This is a genomic window from Treponema primitia (assembly GCF_046533075.1).
Taxonomy (GTDB): Bacteria; Spirochaetota; Spirochaetia; order Treponematales; family Breznakiellaceae; genus Termitinema; species Termitinema primitia_B.
Genome location: NZ_JAJQRB010000074.1, coordinates 54,164 through 73,942, shown reverse-complemented (window position 1 = coordinate 73,942; position 19,779 = coordinate 54,164). Strand labels below are relative to the sequence as shown.

Genomic DNA, 19,779 nt, shown 5'->3' with positions numbered 1-19,779 from the left:
AAATATGATAAAAAACCCTTAGTTCTTTCATCCTTACTGCACCTTATAAATTCTACGCGTAGAATTGAATACTGCCGGAATTTGTAGTATGCTCTGAATGTGGAAATCGTCATTGAATACGTTCATACAGCTTTCAAGCACCATTGTACCAAGGAAGACATTAGACATGCCATCACCAACTGGTTATATGACGATTTGTGGGACGATTCTACGGACAAGTACCTGCTGATTGGCTTTGACCGTAGTGGCAATCCGTTGGAAATTATGTATAATGTAGTTGATGAACAAAAGTTACGGGTATTCCACGCCATGCCCTGCCGGAATACCTATCTGCCGTTCATTGACCGGAGGAAAAACAATGCCTGACTTAACTGACGACGAATACGAAGCCCTGGAGGAAGAGGTAACGAAAAACCCGCCCAAAGTGTCCGGCGATGGAACTGGCGGCTTTTTTGCACAGCATCAAAGGGAGACCCTCATTTTTCTGGACCAAGTTTCCGCCACTTGGCTCCGAGTGCAGTCTGAAGTCACCCACAAGACCCAGACTGAAATCATCGGCGAACTGGTACGAGAAAAAATAGCCGCCAAAACTTCGGCATAACCCTCCCAAACAGCTCAAGCAAGCGCTAACACTATCGAGAACGGTTCAGCGTAGCACCGCCCTCCCAAACAGCCCAAGCAAGCGCTAACACTATTGGTGATGGTTCAGCCTGTAGCGCCGGCCCCCTATGGACCCCTTAAGCGGCTCGGGAACGCACAACAGGATCAGTTATCGGGGGTGACAGTGGAGAAAATATCAGGGGGACCCTTTGGGGGTTCCTGATATTTTCTCCAGCTGGCAGGCCCCCATACATAGTTTTAGTGCGTTCCCGGTAACCCAATCGGGTCCATAGGGGGCGAAGCTAGATTTTAGAACCCATCTCCAATATCAGCTCCACCTCGCCAACCGATAGTTTTACTGTCCGCGCAATCTCTTCAACCGCCCAGCCCTGCTGTTTTAGTTTTATTACCGTTTCCCGGGTTCCAATGGGGGCCGCTCCTCTAATCTTTCCCGGTTCATCCTTGAGCAGGCCGGTAAAGGCTTTGAACTGGGCGTGCATACTCTTGTTAATTTCCTCAAACCGGGTCTCCGCTTTGGCAAGGGATTCCCGGACGGTTTGCAGCTTATCCATGCGCTGTTCAATGGTGATGAGGAGCGTATCCAGGGAAGAAACTTTATCCGAAGCTTCCCGGACCTTGGCGTTTTCCGCAGAAAGTTTTTCTACCGAAGCACGGAGTTCTTCCTGTTCATCCAGGAGACGCTGCATTTCTCCGTGAACCTTTTGTACCGCCTTCTCCGCTTCCTGGAGGGCCTTGAAATTATCATCTATACCGGCGTTGGTCTCTTCCAGGGTCTGGTTTTTCTTCTCTATCCGCTGGTACCGCTCTTCCGCATCCGAGAGGGAGTCTTCCAGGCGGCGGATCTGTACCTGGACTGCCTGGAGGGTATCATCGGAAGAGCTGACCTCGGTAAGCTTTTCCTTTACGGACTGCGATGTCTGGAGCAGCCGGTTAAAGTCGGTTTCCATAAGTTCAATACGGCGCTTCTCCGATTGGAAGGCGACCATCTTGGCATCCACATCTTCTTCCAGCCGCTTGATTCTAACGAATTTTGCTTCCAGCTCCGCAGCTTCGGTGCGGCGCTGATCCAGGCCGTTCAGATCGCCCCGGAGATCTTCTATCTTCCGTTCCAGATTTGACTTCAGTTCCTCCGCCTGATCAAAGAGCTTGGTCTGGGTGAGGAATTCTTTGATACGCCGGTCCGCATCTTTGATAGCCGAATCCAGTATCTTTGCCTGCTCATCCGTATGGGCAAAGGTTTCGGTACGCTGGGCTGCAGTTTCTTCCCGGAGATTCTCGATGACGGAACCCAGGTCCCGAATCTTCCGGCGGTATTCATCCGCTGATGTATCCAGTTCCCGCATCTGGCCGCCAAACTTGTTTTGCCATTCTTCAATGCGCCGCCGGGATTCATCCAGCTGCTCACCGAATTCCCCGCTCCGGGATTCTACCTGGGAGGAAATCTTCTTAAGCTCCCCCTCAATTTCCCGCTGCTGTTGTTTAAAAGTTTCCGCCATGGAAACTGAGAAGCGGCCAAGCTCGGCTTTAACTGCGGATTCCGCAGTATCCCTGGCGTCAGATAGATTGCGATCAAGCTGATTCTTCAGAGCATCCAGGGATTCATCCGCCTGGACCATCTGATTCCGTATCCCCTCTTCAAAAGCGCCGGACTCAGCCTTAAGATGTTCCAATTCAGAAACAAGCCGGGCGTCTTCGTCGGCAAAATGGCGCTTCAGGTCCTCACTAAAGGTACTCTCCAGCTTCCGCCTTTCCTCCCGGGATTCCTCCGCCAGGGCCGTCAGTTCCGTATCCAGGGTGTCCTTCCATCTGTCAAGCCGGGCGTCAAAGTCCTCCCGCCGGCGGAAGAGGTCCGCAGAAAAATCTTCCTCAAAGACCTTGAGTTTATCCGATACCGTATCGTAGGTCTGTTCCTTAAGCCGGGCCAATTCCCTGTCCACCGCCGAAATATCGCCCCTAAGGGCATCCAGACCGGCGGTAAATTCCGCAGAGACTGCGTTCCGGGTATTGGCGAAGTCCTGTTCGAAGAGGGAGAAGTCCCGGCGTACCCTGTTTTCCGTTTCCTGCATATGCCGCCGCAGTTCCCCGTCCAGATTGGCCGCATCATCCGACAGGGATCCCAGACGCTCAAACTCCCGGGCCTGGGCTGCCCGGTATTCATCAAGTTTAGCATCCGCAGCTTCCAGGGCTCTCTGGCCTTCCTCTTCAATGGTCTTGGAGAGCCGCTGCTGCATCTGACCAACAGCGTTGGTGGTCTGTCCATCCAGGTCCTTTAAACGGCCTTCCAACTCAGCGGCCTTCCCGGCGGAAGTGACTTCCAGATCCTTAAGCGTCCGAAGCTGGGTTTCTATATCCTGGATATCATTCTTCCAGTCTTCTTTAAAGACCCGTTGCTCCCGTACTATTTCCGCATGATCGGTCTTCCACTCTTCCTTTATATTTTTCGCCACACCCTGTATGTCCGTGAGATACGCTTTACTGCTCTCCTGGTAGACCCGGAGCTTTTCTTCCACCACGGTCTGGAAACGCTGGACCCTTTCCATGGCCTGCTCCCGAAGCTTCACCAGGGCGGCTTCTTCCATCTTATCCGCCCGGAACCCCGCCTGCTCCACCGCTTCCTTCAGGGTTTTTTCGACGGCAGCCACATCCCTGGCAATGTTTGCCGCCCGGTCCTGCTCTACCTTGTTTATCGCTTCCCGGTGATCCTCTACCTGGCGTTCAATGGTTTCCGCAGCGGCCTGAAGATCCAATACGGTAGATTTGACCGCCCCAATCATGGAAGCCGAAGCCTGTTCCAGGGAATCGGCGTTTTCCCGTTCAAAACGCAGTTCCAGGTCCGTAAGGCCCTTTTCCATAGAGCTGAGCTTTTCCTTGGCCTCGATCACCCGCTTACCCACACCCTCCACAAAGGATGATTCATCCTGGATACGGTTCAGATTTTCCTGTACCCTCACGGTCATGCGGACCAGTTCACCAAGGGTTGAGTCGTAGGTTTTTATTTTTTCATTAAGCTCGGCCACCATCTCGGTCTTGGCGGCCAAATCTTCATCACTTACCTGGAGCCGGTTCATCAATTCTTTAGCTGCTTTCTGATGGACATCCAGGGCTACCCCGTAATCCCGGACAGCAGCTTCTTTCTGTATCACAAAATCCGTCAGGTCTTCCTTAAGCCGCTCCCCGTATTTGCGCAGCTTATCCAGGGACCGGTTATTTTTGTCGAGCTGACGGAAGAGAAGAAGGGCCAGGGCAACAATGCCAAGGGTTAAAAGATTTCCAACCGTAAAAAAGCTCATTTACTTCTAACCTAACACAAATTCGCGTAATTGGCGATAGTCAGAAAAGACAAAATCCGCGTTACCCGTATTTCGGCGATGCGTTCTTAAAGGGGAACTGATCAAAGCGGCCTTCATTCCCACTTGTTTAGACCCCACAATATCATAGGACACGCTGTTCCCCACGTAGAGTATCTGCTCCGGCGGCAGGGCCATACGCCGGGAAAGCTCCAGAAAGGGCGCCGGGTCCGGTTTTAGGCGGTTGGTATGTTCGGAACAGATCACCGTATCCCAGTGTTCATGCAGGCCGAGGTATTCCAGCTTTAGTTCCGCAGGAAAATCCGAAAGGAGCCCCAGGGTAAGCCCCGCAGCTTTGAGGGCGCCAAGGGTTTCCCGGACATGGGGATAGGGCTTTACCTTCTTAAACAGGGGTTCCCAGCCCCGGTAGATGATCTTTTCCGTCCGATCCTTGATTACCGTACCGTCCTTTTTCAGGATTTCCGACATAAAATGGGCCTGAAGATCATAAAAGTTTCCATCCCGAAAGGTTTTTCGCAGCGTTGTCCTGGCATTACCAAAGGCCAGAAGGTACCGCCACTCCTTCAGAATAAAGGGGATAAGACGTATATAAAAGCGATAGTTTGGGTAGAAGGTTCCATCCAAATCAAAGGCAACCCCGCGGATATCCTCTCTCATAATACCTTTATACTATGGATCAAAGGAGGTTTCTACGGGGATACGAACTAAATTGACACTATGATTACTTGGATACCGGGTTTTAAAGGCATTAAACTGGGTTTCCTCGGCGCTTTCAAATATGGCCACCCGGAAATTACCGTACTCGTTAAAATAGGGGATAAGGATCGCCACATGGAAGTACTGACGCATCCGGGGAAGCCCCCTGGGGTTATCCGCCGTAACAGGGGCGCCCATTTCGGCATTCACCGAGGCCAGGTAGATCCGGCCCGGCTCATCAATGGCCAGGGTATAGAGCAGGGGATGAATACCTTCAATATCGAAGCCCGCATCATTCAGGTAGCCCGGGAAGGAGCGGACCACGGGACCCTGCCGTTCCCGGCGTATCACCGCAGAAAAAGGGGCGTCCCGGACTTCAATTTCCGCCAAATCCCCAAAGGCGGGCGCCCGAAGTACCTTTCCCGCAATAGACGCCAGGTTCCGGGTCCAGTCCAGGCCGAAGAAGGGATCCCGCAGTTCCTCGTAGGGCGCGGTAAATCCGGAACCCCGCTCCCCAAAGGGCGCTTTGAGCGGGCCGATGGAAAGCCGTTCCCCCGTGAGGGGCCTGAGTATGCCATCCACCACCCATTTGGCAAAGCCCGAACAGTTAAGCCCCGCTTCTCCGTCCTGGACAGCCAGATCGTTGATAAACACATAGCGGCCGTTTTCGTCTATGGCGCCATCGTCCCGGAAGCTCAGTTCGGGGAGCCGTTCCCGGAAACGGCCGATAAATTCCCGGACATCCCGGTAGGAACCCACCTGGGGTTCAAAGTATTGACGGGGGAATTTATCCTTCGCCAGATCCAGGACTTCCTCCAGGGGAAGCACGAAAAGCCGTTCCAGGGGGATGGGCAGCGGCAGGGAATTGACCACATAGGCATTGTAGATCACCACGTCCATCACGCACTTATCTTCCGAAAAGGGCCTGAACTGAACATAGGTATTGAAATCGCTCTGGGGAAAAATCCGTATCCGTAGGGCGGCGCCATCGTTCCGCCGCCGGGTCAGAACCCAGGAGCCCTGGGCCCAGCCGGGAAAGGACCCGTTCATCTCCCTGGCCAGGATGATCATAAACTCATCCCCCGCCGCTTGGGCCCGCACTTCGACCCGCCCGCCCCCGGGCAGGGTTTGGAGCAGCCGCCGCTTGTTCAGCACCACCGACGGAACCTCGGTAAACCAGGAATCCTTCAGGGAAATACGCAGGGACGAATCGTCGGGTATACGCGCTATGGGTTGATCCAACGCCGACAGCGGGATCAAAGTACCCAGGAAAGCGAGAAGGACGATTATCAGGCGCGAAAACCGGGGGATATTCATTTCCTTTTCTAGTATCGGCAAAAAAAGACAATTTATACGGAATTTGGGCAGAGCAAGCAATTAGCTATTTTTCCAGGTCTGTTCAATCTCCTCAATAGCCTTCAAAATATCCGCCTCAGGAGCGCGCCTTCCAAGCAGCGCCCTAAAGGATTCCTGCTGACAGAAGAAATTGATCCGCGAAAGGGTGTGGAGGTGCATCTTTGCGGAAGCGGAAACGATGAGCATAACCGTATGCACCGGCTTGCCGTCCAGGGCTTCCCAGTTCAGCCCCTGCTCCGTATACGCAAGGGTCACAAACTGCTCGGCGGGATCCGTAATAAGGGGATTCCGTGGATGGGGCAGGGCAATACCGCTTCCCACGGCGGTTGACATCAGGGCTTCCCGTTCCAGCACCGCATTCAGCAGAACCGTCCTGTCCACCGATGGGGGAAGATAGATCCCCCCTATCAGGTTGATCAACAGTTCCTGGGGACCGGCGCCGGGAATGATATGAAACCCCCCGCCCCGCTTGATAAGTTCGATTAAACCGGGCTCTATAGCATTGTCCATCATTGTTCCCCTATTAATACCGATGCCAATTTACGGTTACAGGTATCCAAGTCAAAGGCTTCGGGATTAAAATCCTGGCCGAGTTCCCGGAGCGCCAATTCCCGTTCCGCATCGACCCCCCCCCGTTCCAGGGCGGTGATATACCGCCTGAACCGCATGGGGCCGTCAATATACTCGGGCGGCGCGGCCGCTGCCCCTGCCACACAGCGGATACTTGGCTGTTCTTCCGGTTCGTACCGGGAAAGAACCAGAATCTTCACCGTCCACTTTGATCCGTATTCATACAAAAAGGAATTCCCCCCCCTAAGGTCGAGTTCTCCCAATGCCGAATCAAGTTCCAGCCGCCCGGAACCGCCCCGGTCCCGGGAATTCTGTTCCTCCAGGGCAAAATGGTATGCATATTCACCCTTCCAGCCCAAAAGGGCCTGGATTATCCCGTGGAGTTCCTTTAAGCGGCAGCTTTCCGGCAGGATAAGGCGGCGCCAGACATCGGTACCCCCCAGGCTCACCTGCAGGATCCGCCATTCAAGGCCCTCGCTTTTGACACGCTTCACCACCGAAAGGTTGTTTTGCCTAAAGCTGTCCAGGGCGTCATCTATCAATTCCTTGATATCCTCATAGGTCTCTATCATGCTATCCAGGGAATTATCCAGAGCATCCAGTTCATCTTCCTCGGGCGGCGTATCCGTATTCAGGTCGTCGAGAACTCCCTCGGCATGGTCCTTAATCTGGGAGAGAATGATGAAGGTATGCTTGGGCAGCCAGGAAGTGTTAATATCCCCCTTATGGAGCCGGGCCGCCAGGTCAATCACCGCGGTATGCAGCTCCCCCATACGCTGACGAATGGGTCCCATGGCGGAATCCTTAAAGGGGGAATAGATGGGTTCAAATTCCGACATCAATTCGGTAACAAACCTTGTAAGGTATTCCCGGTCCTTCTCCTCTATCGCCACCGAAGGGGGAACGATCCGCTTCATCAGGGCAGAGATATCCTTGTCCCGCCGGAAAAGGGCGTCGCATACATAGGCCTGTACCACATATTCCGATACGGGCGCCCCGCTTCGGCTTAAAATCTCTTCAACCGGAGATTGGGCATTGATCCCCTCCAATTCATTCCGGTCGGGAATCTCTTTCCCCGCAAACCAGAACCGGGTTTCCATGCCGTAGGGGGTGGTTTCGATTCGGTCCGTCTGTTCGTAGAGAAAATCCTCCAGAGAATAGGCAGGTACATCCCGCATCCGTTTCCCGCCGTACCAGTAGGCGTAGGCGATCTGTTCTTCCGTACGGCTGCCGGGCCCCAGGGACTTAAAGGAACCCTCAAAGCCCCCCTCGGCAGCCTCCAGCCAGGCATAGAGATCCACCTTGGACCACTCCTCCCGCCCTACCCGCTCCAGATCAAAATAGCCTTCCCTCCAGTCCCGGGTATGAACCACAAAACGATCCCCGGGAACAAAGGCTAGTTCCCGGTAGAGGTTCCGCATATCCAGGGTCTGGATGGAAACTTCCGGCGGGTCCTCATAGGGGTCGCTGTTAAAGGCGCTTTCATTATTCGGATTATCCTTAGCCACATACTCGGGGGCATATTCCTCCCCAAAAATGGTGTAATAGGGGTAAAATTCCTCCGGCGGCCCCTCAATGGAGGAAAAGGGAATCTGACTCCCCTTATAAAAAAACCGGTATTCCTGGGGATAGAGCATGGGATTGGCAAAGGGCACACAGCGATGCCCGGGAATCAGTATCCCGTTCAGCAGCTCCGGCCTGGTGGGACTGATAACAAAGTGCAGGGGCTCAAAACAGCCCCGCCTGGACACCCATCTCCCGGGTTCCAGACGGAAAGCAATGTTCTGAGAATCGATAAAGGCGGTAATTTCCTCCGCCAAACGGTTATTCCGGGAAAAGTCCAGAAGCCGGATAAAGCCCATCACATCTTCAAGGGTAAAGGGGTCCCGGTTATTCTCGAGAAATTCGTAGAGCGCATCTTCCTGGTTCTCAGTCATGTATTACTTATACTATGGACCGGAAGGGGGGTATTTTGCAAGGCTGCGGCTAAGGAATAGAGCTCACCACCACACTGCTGGAAACACCGATCAATCTCCCAAGGCTGTTTTTTGTTTAGCAAGATAGATATTTTGGACGGCGGTCATATTATCCTTCCGTACCTGAAAAAAAGCTTTCTCAAGGGGATTGATCCCCGGTACCCGGTCCATATTACCGAGCCTTGTACGGTGGGCTATGCAAGCCGTGTGGAGGGCATCTTCAAAACTTTGAATCGCCTGTGTAAGGCTTGATATGGTCGGGGTATCGGAGGCTTCACAGAAACTCAACTCCTGTTTCAAAAAATAAAGCTCAGCCATTATCAGGAGTTCAGCATTACCGGAAATCTGGGCATCAGTAAAAATACTGATTGAACGGGTTATACCATCTTCGTAGTTTATCCTTCCCGCAGCCTCTTGTCCGGGGATCCGTAAACCTTTTCGTCCTATATCAATATTTTGGGCATAGTTAATTAAGTTATTTTCCAAGCCAATTTGGTCCATATTCCTCATTTGCCTCTGACAAGTCCCATCCGCCCTGCCGTAAAACATCCACCCCAAATGTTTCTTTAGCAGCTTTTGCCAAATATGGCGCAAGGGGAATCTGCCTCATCAGCGTCTCTGCTTCTTCATGCTTTCCCTGTTTCCTGAGTTCTACTGCTTGAACTCCAATTTTAAGCTTTTCTTCTAAAGACATCTGAACCTGCAGCATATACCTATCCTCATAACTCAATATAGTCCGGTTTTCAAACACAGGCAAGTGTAAAAAAAACCGGCGTCTAACAGACCTGTTAAACACCGGTTCATCATATCCCCGAAATCCCGTTTATTCTTCCGTCTCTTCCGCTTCCGGCGAAAAGTCTTCCTCTTCCTCCGGCTCGGCGACCTTTTCCAGCTTCCGCTGTTCCAGGATCTCCTGCATCTGCACGTCCAGGTCCTGCTGGTCCTCGCCGAAGAGCTTCACCGCCCGGTAACGCTTCATGCCGGTACCTGCCGGTATGGGGTGGCCGATGATGATGTTTTCCTTGAGGCCCCGGAGATAGTCCGTGGACCCGGCAATAGCGGCATTGGTAAGTACCCGGGTAGTTTCCTGGAAACTCGCCGCGGACAGGAAGGAATCGATGTTAAGGGACGCCTTGGTGATGCCCTGGAACATGGGCCGGGCTACCGCGGGCTGACCGCCTTCGGCAATGACCCGTCCGTTTTCCTCGTGGAACCGGTATTTGTCAACCATCTGCCCGTAGATGAACTTGGTGTCCCCCACGGCGACGATCTCCACCTTCCGCATCATCTGCCGGACGATAACGCCGATATGCTTGTCGTTGATGGACACGCCCTGGAGGCGGTAGACCTGCTGGATCTCGTCCATCAGGTAACGCTGGAGGGTGGCCTCGCCCAATATATGCAGAACATCGTGGGGGTTGACCGCCCCTACGCAGAGGGCCTCCCCGGCTTCCACGGTATCCCCGTCCCGGATCTGTAATCGTTTGGCCATGGGAATGAGGTGCTTATACTCCTTCCCAAAGTCGTCCTGGATGGTTACCACCCGCTTGCCCTTGACGATACCCTTAAAGAATACGATACCCCCAACCTGGGCAAGAACCGCGGGGCTCTTGGGCTTGCGGGCTTCGAAAAGCTCGCTGACCCTCGGCAGACCGGAGGTGATGTCCATGGCCTTGGCGCTTTCCTTCAAGGTCTTGGCTATGATACGCCCGGCCTTGATCTTGGTCCGTTCAGCGGGCCGCCCCTCGGTATTATCCGGGGGTACCAGCCACTCATCAACCTGGATATAGGCGCCTCCGGGGAGGAAGTAGGATGCAACTTCGGCGCCCTCCTCATCGGTGATGAAGATCCTGGGCTGCTTGCTTTCCAACTGATATTCGGTGATCCGTTTTTCCGTATTTCCGGTTTCCTCATCCAGCTCTTCCTTGAGGGTAGTGCCGGGGAGTATATCCTCGTAGTTCACATACCCGGAAGCTTCCGCGATGATGGGGTCCGAGAAGGGGTCGAAGGTAGCGATAGTCTTTTCGGTGTCCACGACCTCGCCCTTCTTTACCAGGAAATCGGAACCGTTACGGATTTCGATCTTCTGGTCCTGGCCGATAAGGTACAGGCTGCGTCCCCCTCCGGGCGCTTCCTGGATCAGGGCAAAGGCAATTTCCGGGGAGAGGATTTCTTTCCCGCCCCGTTTGATGATAGGTTCATCCCGGATAATTTTCTTACCGCTTTCCACCAGGGGTTCATCCTTGGCTTCCAGTTTATATTCCTTCATCACCTTGTTGACCACCGCATGACCCCGGCGGGTAAAGAGCCAGCGGCCGTTTTCAAGCTCCACATGGGTCCCAACAACTTCCTTGATATACACCGGGTACTTGAGGAAGGTCCGGTTTTCCTCGCTCACCTTCGTAGCGGCCCCGCCGATATGGAAGGTCCGCATGGTAAGCTGGGTTCCGGGCTGACCGATGGACTGGGCGGCAATGGTTCCCACCGCTTCCCCGATATCCACCGACCGGTTGGTCGCCAGGTTCCGCCCGTAACAACGGCGGCAGACCCCGTGCTTGGCCTCGCAGGTAAGAACCGTCCTGATACGTACGGTCTCAACCCCGGCCTTCTCGATATCCTCAGCAATACTTTCGGTAATTTCCTCGTTCACATCTACGATGAGTTCCCCGGTGATGGGGTGCTTAACCCGTTCCAGGGTGTAGCGGCCTACAATGCGGTCGCTCAGGGGCTCCACAATATCCTCGCCGTCCTTGATAGCAGAATAACTGATACCGTTGATGGTCCCGCAGTCATCCTCGTTAACCACCACGTCCTGGGCGATATCCACAAGCCGCCTCGTAAGGTACCCCGCCTCAGCGGTTTTAAGGGCCGTATCGGCGAGCCCCTTCCGGGCGCCGTTGGTGGAGATGAAGAATTCGATAACCGAAAGGCCCTCTTTAAAGTTGGACCGTATGGGCAGTTCGATAATATCACCGGAGGGCTTGGCCATAAGGCCCCGCATACCCGCAAGCTGGCGGATCTGGTTGCGGCTTCCCCGGGCGCCGGAGTTGGCCATCATATATACTGAGTTGAACCCGTCCCGGTCCGCTTCCAGGGTCTTCATCATGATGTTGGTCAGATCTTCGTTGGTCTTGGACCAGACTTCAACGACCCGGTTGTACCGCTCTTCCTGGGTAATAGTCCCCTGGCGCCAGTGCCGCTGGATTTCCTCGACCGCCTTGTTGGCCTTGTCGATCATCTCGGGTTTTTCCTTGGGCACCACAATGTCGTCCACACCAATGGTGGCGCCAAAGACCGTGGCGTACTTGTAACCCGTAGCTTTAATAACGTCCAGCATCTTTACGGTAGTCCAGGAACCTTTATCACGGAAAACAATTTCAATAAGGCCCCGGAGTTCCTTGTCCTTGAGTTCGTAGTTAAGGAAGGGAATTTCAGGCGGCATTTCCTCGTTAAACACCAGCCGCCCCGCGGTGGTCTCAATAAGCCCATCATCGCCGGGGATGAATTCCCGGTCCGCCTTATCCCAGATGGGGAATTTGACGGGCTTTACTTTGATAAGCGCTTCCCAGTCCAGGGCCTTAGCTTCCACCGCCATGAGAATCTCCTCGGTGGAGGAATAGCGCCGGCCCTGGCCCTTAGAATTGGGCTTAATCCGGGTCAGGAAGTTAATCCCCAGAACCATGTCCTGGGATGGGAATACGATGGTCTTACCGTTGGCAGGGTTAAGGAGGTTCCGGGCGCTGAGCATCAGGGTCCAGCACTCCATCTGCGCCGCCTGGGTTAAGGGCACATGGACCGCCATCTGATCCCCGTCAAAGTCGGCGTTAAAGGCATGACAGACCAGGGGATGCAGCCTGATAGCCTTGCCCTCAACCAGGACCGGCTCGAAGGCCTGTATACCAAGCCGGTGCAGGGTAGGCGCCCGGTTCAGTAATACCGGGTGTTCCTTTACCACCTCGTCCAGTATGGCGAAGACCTCGGGGGTCTCCTGCTCCACCAGCATCTTGGCTTTCTTGATATTGTAAACAACATCCTTGTCAACCAATTTTTTCATGATAAAGGGTTTGAAGAGCTCCAGCGCCATTTTGGTTGGGAGCCCACACTGCCAAATCTTGAGATCCGGTCCTACGGTAATAACACTGCGTCCGGAATAGTCAACCCGCTTACCCAGAAGGTTCTGCCGAAACCGCCCCTGCTTACCCTTGAGCATATCGCTAATGGATTTTAGCGGCCGGTTACTGGCGCCCTTGACCACCCGCTTCTTCTTGGAATTATCAAACAGGGCGTCCACCGCTTCCTGGAGCATCCGTTTTTCATTGCGGATGATGATATCCGGGGCGTTCAGCACCTGGAGCCGTTTAAGGCGGTTGTTCCGGTTAATAACCCTGCGGTAGAGGTCGTTAAGATCGCTGGTGGCAAAACGGCCGCCGTCAAGCTGAACCATGGGCCGCAGTTCAGGCGGAATCACGGGGATTACGTCAAGGATCATCCACTCGGGTTTGTTCGTGGAATTGCGGAAGTTCTCCACAATTTCGATACGCTTCAGGAGCCGCTTATCACTCTTGGCGCCCTTATCGATCATCTTTACCCGGAGATCGATGGCCATCTGATCCAGATTGAGGTTTTCCAGCAGGGTCCGCACCGCTTCTGCGCCCATCCCCGCAGAGAAGCCCTGACCGTAGCGATCCTGCGCTTCGTAGTATTCTTCTTCGGTAAGGAGCTGCATCTTTTTAAGATCCGTATCGCCGCTGTCTATGACTACGTACTTTTCGTAGTAGAGCACCGACCGCAGGGCAGCCAGGGGGAGATCCAGAAGCAGACCCATACGGCTGGGCACGGAACGGTAGTACCAAATGTGGGACACCGGAGCGGCCAGCTCAATATGGCCCATGCGTTCCCGGCGCACCTTGAAGTGGGTCACCTCAACGCCGCAGCGATCGCAGATAACGCCCTTATAACGGATAGACTTGAACTTGCCGCAGTAACACTCCCACTCCTTGGTGGTCCCGAAAATCCGCTCACAGAAAAGTCCGTCCTTCTCCGGCCGCAGGGTCCGGTAGTTAATCGTCTCCGGCTTTTTCACTTCCCCGTAAGACCATGCCCGGATCATCTCCGGGCTGGCCAGCTTTATCATAATCGAATCAAAATCCTGTATGTCCCGCATCTTATTCTCCTCGCGTAATCGAAATTACCAACACAAAGATAAACCGCAGAGGACACGGAGGAAAACCACAGAGGACGCAGAGAATTTATAATTTATTTCTTCCTCTGTGTACTCTGTGTCTCCTCTGTGATCTCCGTGGTTTATCTTCATCTTCATTTTAGAAATTACTCCCGCTCTTAGTTATCAGTTCCTCGTCCCGCTCGGTGAGGGGGATCTGTTTTCCCTTGGCGTCGTAGATGGTCATATCCAGCGCCAGGCCCCGCAGTTCCTGTACCAATACGTTGAAAGATTCGGGAATCCCCGCGGTGGTGGAGGGTTCTCCCTTTACAATGGCTTCGTATATCTTGGACCGGCCCGTCATATCGTCGGACTTGATGGTTAAGAGTTCCTGTAAGGTATTGGCCGCGCCGTACGCTTCCAGAGCCCAGACTTCCATTTCCCCAAGACGCTGACCGCCGAACTGGGCCTTGCCGCCTAAGGGCTGCTGGGTTACTAAGGAGTAGGGACCGGTGGACCGGGCGTGCATCTTATCGTCAACCAGATGGTGGAGTTTGAGGAAGTAAATGATCCCGCAGAATATGGAGTTCACAAAGGGTTCCCCGGTCCGGCCATCCCGAAGCACGGTCTTACTGGTTACGGGCAGATTCGCTTCCCTGAGCTTTTCCTCGATCTGATCCGTGGAGGGGGACTGGAACACCGGGGCCGAATACCATTCGTCCAGGGTGGAGCCCGCCCAGCCAAGTTCGGTTTCCAGGAGCTGGCCGATATTCATACGGGAAGGAACCCCTAAGGGCGTCAGGCACAGATCCAGGGGCGTACCGTCTTCCATGTAGGGCATATCCTCTTCCGGCAGTATCCGTGCCACAACACCTTTATTACCGTGGCGGCCCGCCATCTTATCACCCTCACGGAGTTTCCGTTTGGTGGCGATCAACACCTTTACTACTTCATCCACACCGGGGTTAAGATCGTCCCCTTCGGTACGTTTTAAGCGCTGGATGTCGATGATGGTCCCCTCAATACCGTGGGGTACCCGGAGGCTGGAATCCCGCACTTCCTTGGCCTTCTCGCCGAATATGGAGTTGAGGAGCTTGAACTCCGGGGTGGTTTCGGTTTCGCTCTTCGGCGTTACCTTTCCTACCAGTATATCTCCGGAGCGCACCTTGGCGCCCACCCGGATAATCCCTTCAGCGTCCAGGTTATCCAGGCTCTTCTCCGAAGTATTGGGAATATCCCGGGTTATCTTTTCCGGCCCCAGCTTGGTCTCCCGGACTTCGGTGATAAACTCTTTTATATGGATGGAAGTGAACATATCGTCCTTAACCACCCGTTCCGAAATAAGTATGGAGTCTTCGTAGTTGTACCCGTTCCAGGGCATAAAGCCCACCAGGATATTACGCCCCAGGGCAAGTTCCCCGTTCCGGGTGGCAGGACCATCGGCAATAACCTGACCGGCCACAATCTTCTCCCCAACCTTAACCACCGGCCGCTGGTTATAGCAGGTGTCCTGGTTTGTCCGCTGGTACTTCACCAGCCGGTATTCATCCAGGCCGTCGGCGTTGGTTTCCGGAATCTTGGGGGCGTTCTTCCCGCTTTCATCGGGCTTAATAATAATTTCGTGGGAGGTAACCCGTACCACAGTACCGCTGCGCCGGGACTTGGCTAAGACGCCGGAGTCGTAGGCGCACTTTCCTTCCATACCGGTTCCGACCCGCGGCGCCTCGGGGAATACCAGGGGTACCGCCTGACGCTGCATGTTGGAACCCATCAGGGCCCGGTTGGCGTCGTCGTGTTCCAGGAAGGGGATCAGGGATGCGGAGACCGAAATGATCTGCTTGGGGGATACGTCCATGTACTGGATTTCCCCGGGCGCCCTGGTGGTATAGTCCCCCTGACGGCGGCAGGAAATCTGCTCGTCCGCAAAGGAACCGTTGGTGTTCAGCTTTGCTGAAGCCTGGGCGATGAAGTAACGATCCTCATCCATGGCGGAAAGGTATTCAATATTGCCCGTGGCCACCCCGTCGGATACTTTCCGGTAGGGTGTTTCCAGGAAGCCGTATTCGTTTACCCGGGTATAGTTGGCCAGGGATACGATAAGACCGATATTCGGACCTTCCGGTGTTTCGATGGGACACATGCGGCCGTAATGGGTGTAGTGAACATCCCGCACCTCGAAGCCGGCCCGGTCCCGGGAAAGTCCCCCGGGGCCCAATGCGTTGAGCCGCCGTTTGTGGGTCAGTTCCGCCAGGGGATTTACCTGGTCCATGAACTGGGAAAGCTGGCTGGAACCGTAAAATTCCTTGATGGCCGCAACCACGGGCTTAATGGAAATCAAGTCCTGGGGCTTAATCGTATCGGTCTCTTTCAGGCTCATCCGTTCCTTGGCTATCCGTTCCATGCGGCTAAAGGCGGTCTTCATGGCGTTGGCCATCAGTTCCCCTACGGAGCGCACCCGCCGGTTACCCAGGTGGTCGATATCGTCGATGTTTTCATCACCCACATAAACCTGGATGAGGAACTTCATGGTGGCGATAATATCCGGTTTGGTCAGGGTAAAATCTTCCAGCGGAGGCTGGTGGTTAAATTTCTTGTTGAGCTTGTAACGCCCCACCCTACCCAGGTCATAGCGCCGGCTGGTAAAGAACATCCCCTGAAGGTCCTTCTCGGCAGCCTCCACGGTGATCGATTCCCCGGGCATAAGCACGGAGTAGACATTGGAAAGAGCGTCTTCCTTGGAAGGTTCATCCCTGGTGGGATCTTCCTTCACAAATTTAATCTCCTCCCGCTCAAAACAGTTGATCAGCATGGGAGAGTTAAGAGAATCCTTATGTTCAAAATCAATGACCTCCACGGTAGTAACACCGTTGGTCAAAAGTTCGTCGATGTTGTGGGGGTGGAGTTTCTCTCCCGCCCGGTAAAGTTTCCGCGGCCCTTCGCCTTCCACGCCGTCAACCACCACCGCTTTGGCGAGTATCTTTCCGGAAAAATGTTCCCTGGTTTCCCGGTCATCCTTAACGTCCAGAACTTCGGTTTTGTAGAAGGCCCGAATGACATCTTCACGGCTTTCGTACCCAAGGGCCCGGAGGAATATGGTTCCCAGGATCCTCTTTTTCCGGTCGATCTTGGCGAAGATCAGCTCCCGCTTCTGGTCAATTTCAAACTCCAGCCAGGAACCGCGGTAGGGGATGATCCGGGAGGAGTAGATTCCTTTTTCGTGGCTAAAGATGACGCCCGGGGAACGGTGGATCTGGGAAACCACCACCCGTTCCGCACCGTTTATGATAAAGGTACCCCGCTCGCTCATGATGGGGATATCACCCATGTAGATATCCTTCTGACGAATTTCACCGGTCTGTTGAAAAATCAGGTTGATCCGGGCCTTTAGGGGCACCGCATAGGTCAAACCCTTTTGTTTGCAATCCTGTTCAGAAAATTTTATGTTATCCTCATCCAGGGTATAGTACTCATATTCCAGGGTCATATCACCGTTGGGACTTTCGATGGGAAAGGTAGTTCTGAATACTTCCTCCAGCCCCTGCAATTCCGGCGCCTCTTTGCCCCGGAGCCGTTCCCGCTGAAGGAATCGCTCATAAGAACAAAGCTGGATATCAATAAGATCCGGAAGATCCATCACATCCTGTATGTCCTTACCAATGTATGTTCGCTTTGTGATTGCCTTACCCTTTACCATGCGTTTACCCCCAAACTACAAAAGGCCCCGGCTAAAAGCCGGAAGCCGCCGGGATGTTTGAGCGGCATCTTCACGCCGTTTCTCAAACATCCCTTTTAGAGAAAAATTACTTTTGTCCCAATATCTTACTGAACTTCAACCGTACCGCCGGCGGCAGTGACCTGTTCCTTAATCTTTGCAGCCTCATCCTTGGAGACATTCTCCTTGAGGGGCTTGGGAGCGCCCTCAACAAGATCCTTTGCCTCCTTGAGACCAAGACCGGTAACAGCCCGGACCTCTTTGATGACCGCAATTTTCTTGGTGTCATCATAAGCCTTAAGAATTACATTGAATTCCGTCTGTTCCTCCGCAGCTTCTGCGGGGGCGGCTCCGGCAGCGGCGCCGGCAGCGGCGACCGCAACAGGGGCGGCGGCGGAAACACCGAATTTTTCTTCCATGGCTTTAACCAGTTCGGAAACCTCCAGAACTGTCATGGAAGAAATCGCTTCTAAAATCTGATCCGTAGTAAGGGCTGCCATATTATCTTCTCCTAAAATATCTCAATTAACACACCCATACAGGTATGTTTCCGGTATTACCCGGTATAAACCCCCGACAGGAACGGCAGCAACCGAAGCCTGACGGAAAAATTAAAACCTTTTCTTATGCGGCGCCGCCTTCGGCTTTCTTGTCCCCAACCGCCTTGATGGTCCGCACCAGTCTGGCGTTGACGTCGTTCAGGGCAGCGGCAAGGTTCCGGGCCGGACCGTTCATCACCGACATGAGCATGGAGATAAGTTCCAGCCGTCCGGGCAGTTTGGAGAAGGCCTCCACCTGCTTGGCGTCGTATACACTGGCGCCTACCAAGCCGCCCTTTACGTTCAGCGCCGGAGCTTCCTTGGCAAAATCCAGAAGGATCTTAGCGACCTCGTTGGCATCCTTGGGAGCAATGGCCACCGCCGTCGGGCCGTTTAGGTAAGACGCTACTTCGCCGGGGGCGGAAAGCTGTTCAAAGGCGATACGGGCATAGTTGTTTTTCACAACCTTGAACTTGGCTTCCTTGGCCCGGAGATTCTTCCGCAGATTGGTGATCTGCGCCACCGTAAGCCCGCGATAATCGGTAAAGATAAAATCCGGGGCTGCGGTAAAATCTTCTTTTAACTCAGCTATGGCCTTAGTTTTAATATCCTGTATTTTTTTTGCAACAATCGCCATATTTTACTCCTCATCCTTGATAGCAACCCATACACCGGGACCCATGGTGGAAGATACCGATACGGTTTCCAAAAATTCGCCCTTGGCATCCGCAGGACGCTTCCGTTTAATTTCCGTAACCACCGCATTGACATTTTCAGCAAGCTTTTCGGCATCCATGGAAACCTTACCCACCGCCAGGTGTACCACACCGGTCTTATCGGCCCGGAATTCTACCCGGCCCTTTTTAAGCTCCGACAGGGCGCTTTTGAGGTCGAAGGTTACGGTTCCGGTCTTGGGATTAGGCATAAGGCCGCGGCGGCCCAGGACCATACCTAGCTTACCAACGTCCTTCATCATATCCGGAGTGGCCACCGCAACATCAAAGTCCAGCCAGCCCCCCTTGATTTTCTCGATCAGGTCCTCGGCGCCCACATAGGTTGCCCCCGCTTCCTGGGCTTCCTTTTCCTTTTCCGCCTTGCAGAACACCAATACCCGCTTTTCCGCATGGAACTGATGGGGAAGTACCACCGTATCCCGGACGGATTGGCTCTTTTTCAGGCTTACCTTGACCGCAAGGTCCACGGTCTCGTCAAATTTGGCAAATGCCAGGGTCTTTACCTTGTCTACCGCCTCTTTTAAAGGGTAAGAAACTGCGGCATCGTATTTTTTTAGGCTTTCGGTGTATTTTTTTCCGTGGCTCATTTTTCTACCTCGACACCCATGGACCGGGCAGTCCCGGCGATAATCCGCATGGCGGCGTCAACATCATTGGCGGACAGATCCGGCATCTTCAGTTTGGCGATTTCTTCACACTTAGCCTTGGGCAGCTTCCCGACCTTGACCTTGTGAGATTCCGCGGAACCCTTTTCCAGGCCAATAGCCTTTTTAATCAAAACCGCCGCAGGGGGGGTTTTGAGAATGAAGGTGAAGGTCTTATCCGTATACACGGTAATGACCACCGGAATGATAAGCCCAGCCTCCATAGTTTTCGTCCGGTCATTAAACTGGGTGACAAACTGGGGAGCGCTGACTCCGTGGGGTCCCAAGGCAGGGCCAACGGGCGGGGCCGGAGTGGCCTTTCCCGCCGGGCACTGGAGCTTGACGTAGGTGGCAACCTTTTTCTTTGCCATTATGATACTCCTTTGTGGTAATAACGTTTCCCTCGGGAAACTTCCACTATATAGCTCGAACCAAAGTTCGCTCGAACCAAAGTTCGCTCGA

At 53.8% G+C, this 19,779-nt stretch carries 15 protein-coding genes; 2 read left to right on the top strand and 13 right to left on the bottom strand.

Features of this window, described 5'->3' with window-relative positions; translation table 11 throughout:
- Positions 1–99: 99 nt before the first annotated feature.
- Positions 100–366 carry a hypothetical protein gene (locus LQZ19_RS15740; protein ID WP_411048637.1) on the top strand — a complete coding sequence of 89 codons (267 nt, stop codon included), beginning with the start codon at positions 100–102 and terminating at the stop codon, positions 364–366.
- The gene (locus LQZ19_RS15735) at positions 359–601 is read left to right on the top strand and encodes a hypothetical protein (protein WP_411048636.1); all 243 of its coding nucleotides are present in this window, start codon (positions 359–361) and stop codon (positions 599–601) included. Before LQZ19_RS15740 ends, LQZ19_RS15735 begins: the two co-directional genes overlap by 8 nt.
- 301 nt (positions 602–902) lie before the next feature.
- Here LQZ19_RS15735 and LQZ19_RS15730 read toward each other — a convergent pair whose 3' ends face one another.
- The 13 genes from LQZ19_RS15730 to rplK all read right to left on the bottom strand — a co-directional run bounded on the left by LQZ19_RS15730 (position 903) and on the right by rplK (position 19,691).
- Entirely contained in the window at positions 903–3,911 is a 3,009-nt protein-coding gene (locus LQZ19_RS15730) for a SpiroCoCo family coiled-coil protein (protein WP_411048635.1), read from the bottom strand.
- A gap of 6 nt (positions 3,912–3,917) precedes the next feature.
- The gene (locus tag LQZ19_RS15725; protein WP_411048634.1) at positions 3,918–4,586 is read right to left on the bottom strand and encodes an HAD family hydrolase; all 669 of its coding nucleotides are present in this window, start codon (positions 4,584–4,586) and stop codon (positions 3,918–3,920) included.
- Positions 4,587–4,598: 12 nt separating this feature from the next.
- Positions 4,599–5,942 carry a hypothetical protein gene (locus LQZ19_RS15720; RefSeq protein ID WP_411048633.1) on the bottom strand — a complete coding sequence of 448 codons (1,344 nt, stop codon included), beginning with the start codon at positions 5,940–5,942 and terminating at the stop codon, positions 4,599–4,601.
- A gap of 60 nt (positions 5,943–6,002) precedes the next feature.
- On the bottom strand, positions 6,003–6,494 hold the full coding sequence (locus tag LQZ19_RS15715; RefSeq protein ID WP_411048632.1) for a PTS sugar transporter subunit IIA: 492 nt from the start codon (positions 6,492–6,494) through the stop codon (positions 6,003–6,005).
- Entirely contained in the window at positions 6,491–8,488 is a 1,998-nt protein-coding gene (locus LQZ19_RS15710; protein ID WP_411048631.1) for an IS1096 element passenger TnpR family protein, read from the bottom strand. Before LQZ19_RS15710 ends, LQZ19_RS15715 begins: the two co-directional genes overlap by 4 nt.
- Before the next feature lie 90 nt (positions 8,489–8,578).
- Entirely contained in the window at positions 8,579–9,028 is a 450-nt protein-coding gene (locus LQZ19_RS15705; protein WP_411048630.1) for a hypothetical protein, read from the bottom strand.
- Positions 9,003–9,236 carry a hypothetical protein gene (locus LQZ19_RS15700; protein ID WP_411048629.1) on the bottom strand — a complete coding sequence of 78 codons (234 nt, stop codon included), beginning with the start codon at positions 9,234–9,236 and terminating at the stop codon, positions 9,003–9,005. The genes LQZ19_RS15705 and LQZ19_RS15700 overlap by 26 nt, the downstream gene beginning before the upstream one ends.
- 114 nt (positions 9,237–9,350) lie before the next feature.
- Positions 9,351–13,691 (bottom strand): DNA-directed RNA polymerase subunit beta', encoded by a 4,341-nt coding sequence (gene rpoC, locus LQZ19_RS15695; protein WP_411048628.1) that lies wholly within the window; start codon positions 13,689–13,691, stop codon positions 9,351–9,353.
- A 157-nt stretch (positions 13,692–13,848) separates the two neighbouring features.
- The gene (gene rpoB / locus LQZ19_RS15690) at positions 13,849–17,382 is read right to left on the bottom strand and encodes a DNA-directed RNA polymerase subunit beta (RefSeq protein ID WP_411048627.1); all 3,534 of its coding nucleotides are present in this window, start codon (positions 17,380–17,382) and stop codon (positions 13,849–13,851) included.
- A gap of 125 nt (positions 17,383–17,507) precedes the next feature.
- On the bottom strand, positions 17,508–17,900 hold the full coding sequence (rplL, locus tag LQZ19_RS15685) for a 50S ribosomal protein L7/L12 (RefSeq protein ID WP_411048626.1): 393 nt from the start codon (positions 17,898–17,900) through the stop codon (positions 17,508–17,510).
- 124 nt (positions 17,901–18,024) lie between these two features.
- Positions 18,025–18,576: a 50S ribosomal protein L10 gene (gene rplJ, locus LQZ19_RS15680; protein WP_411048625.1), complete on the bottom strand. Its 552-nt coding sequence runs from the start codon at positions 18,574–18,576 to the stop codon at positions 18,025–18,027.
- Positions 18,577–18,579: 3 nt separating this feature from the next.
- Complete coding sequence (gene rplA, locus LQZ19_RS15675) at positions 18,580–19,260, bottom strand: 50S ribosomal protein L1 (protein WP_411048624.1); 681 nt, start codon at positions 19,258–19,260, stop codon at positions 18,580–18,582.
- Positions 19,257–19,691, bottom strand: a complete 435-nt coding sequence (gene rplK / locus LQZ19_RS15670) for a 50S ribosomal protein L11 (protein WP_411048648.1) — start codon at positions 19,689–19,691, stop codon at positions 19,257–19,259. The genes rplA and rplK overlap by 4 nt, the downstream gene beginning before the upstream one ends.
- Positions 19,692–19,779: the final 88 nt, after the last annotated feature.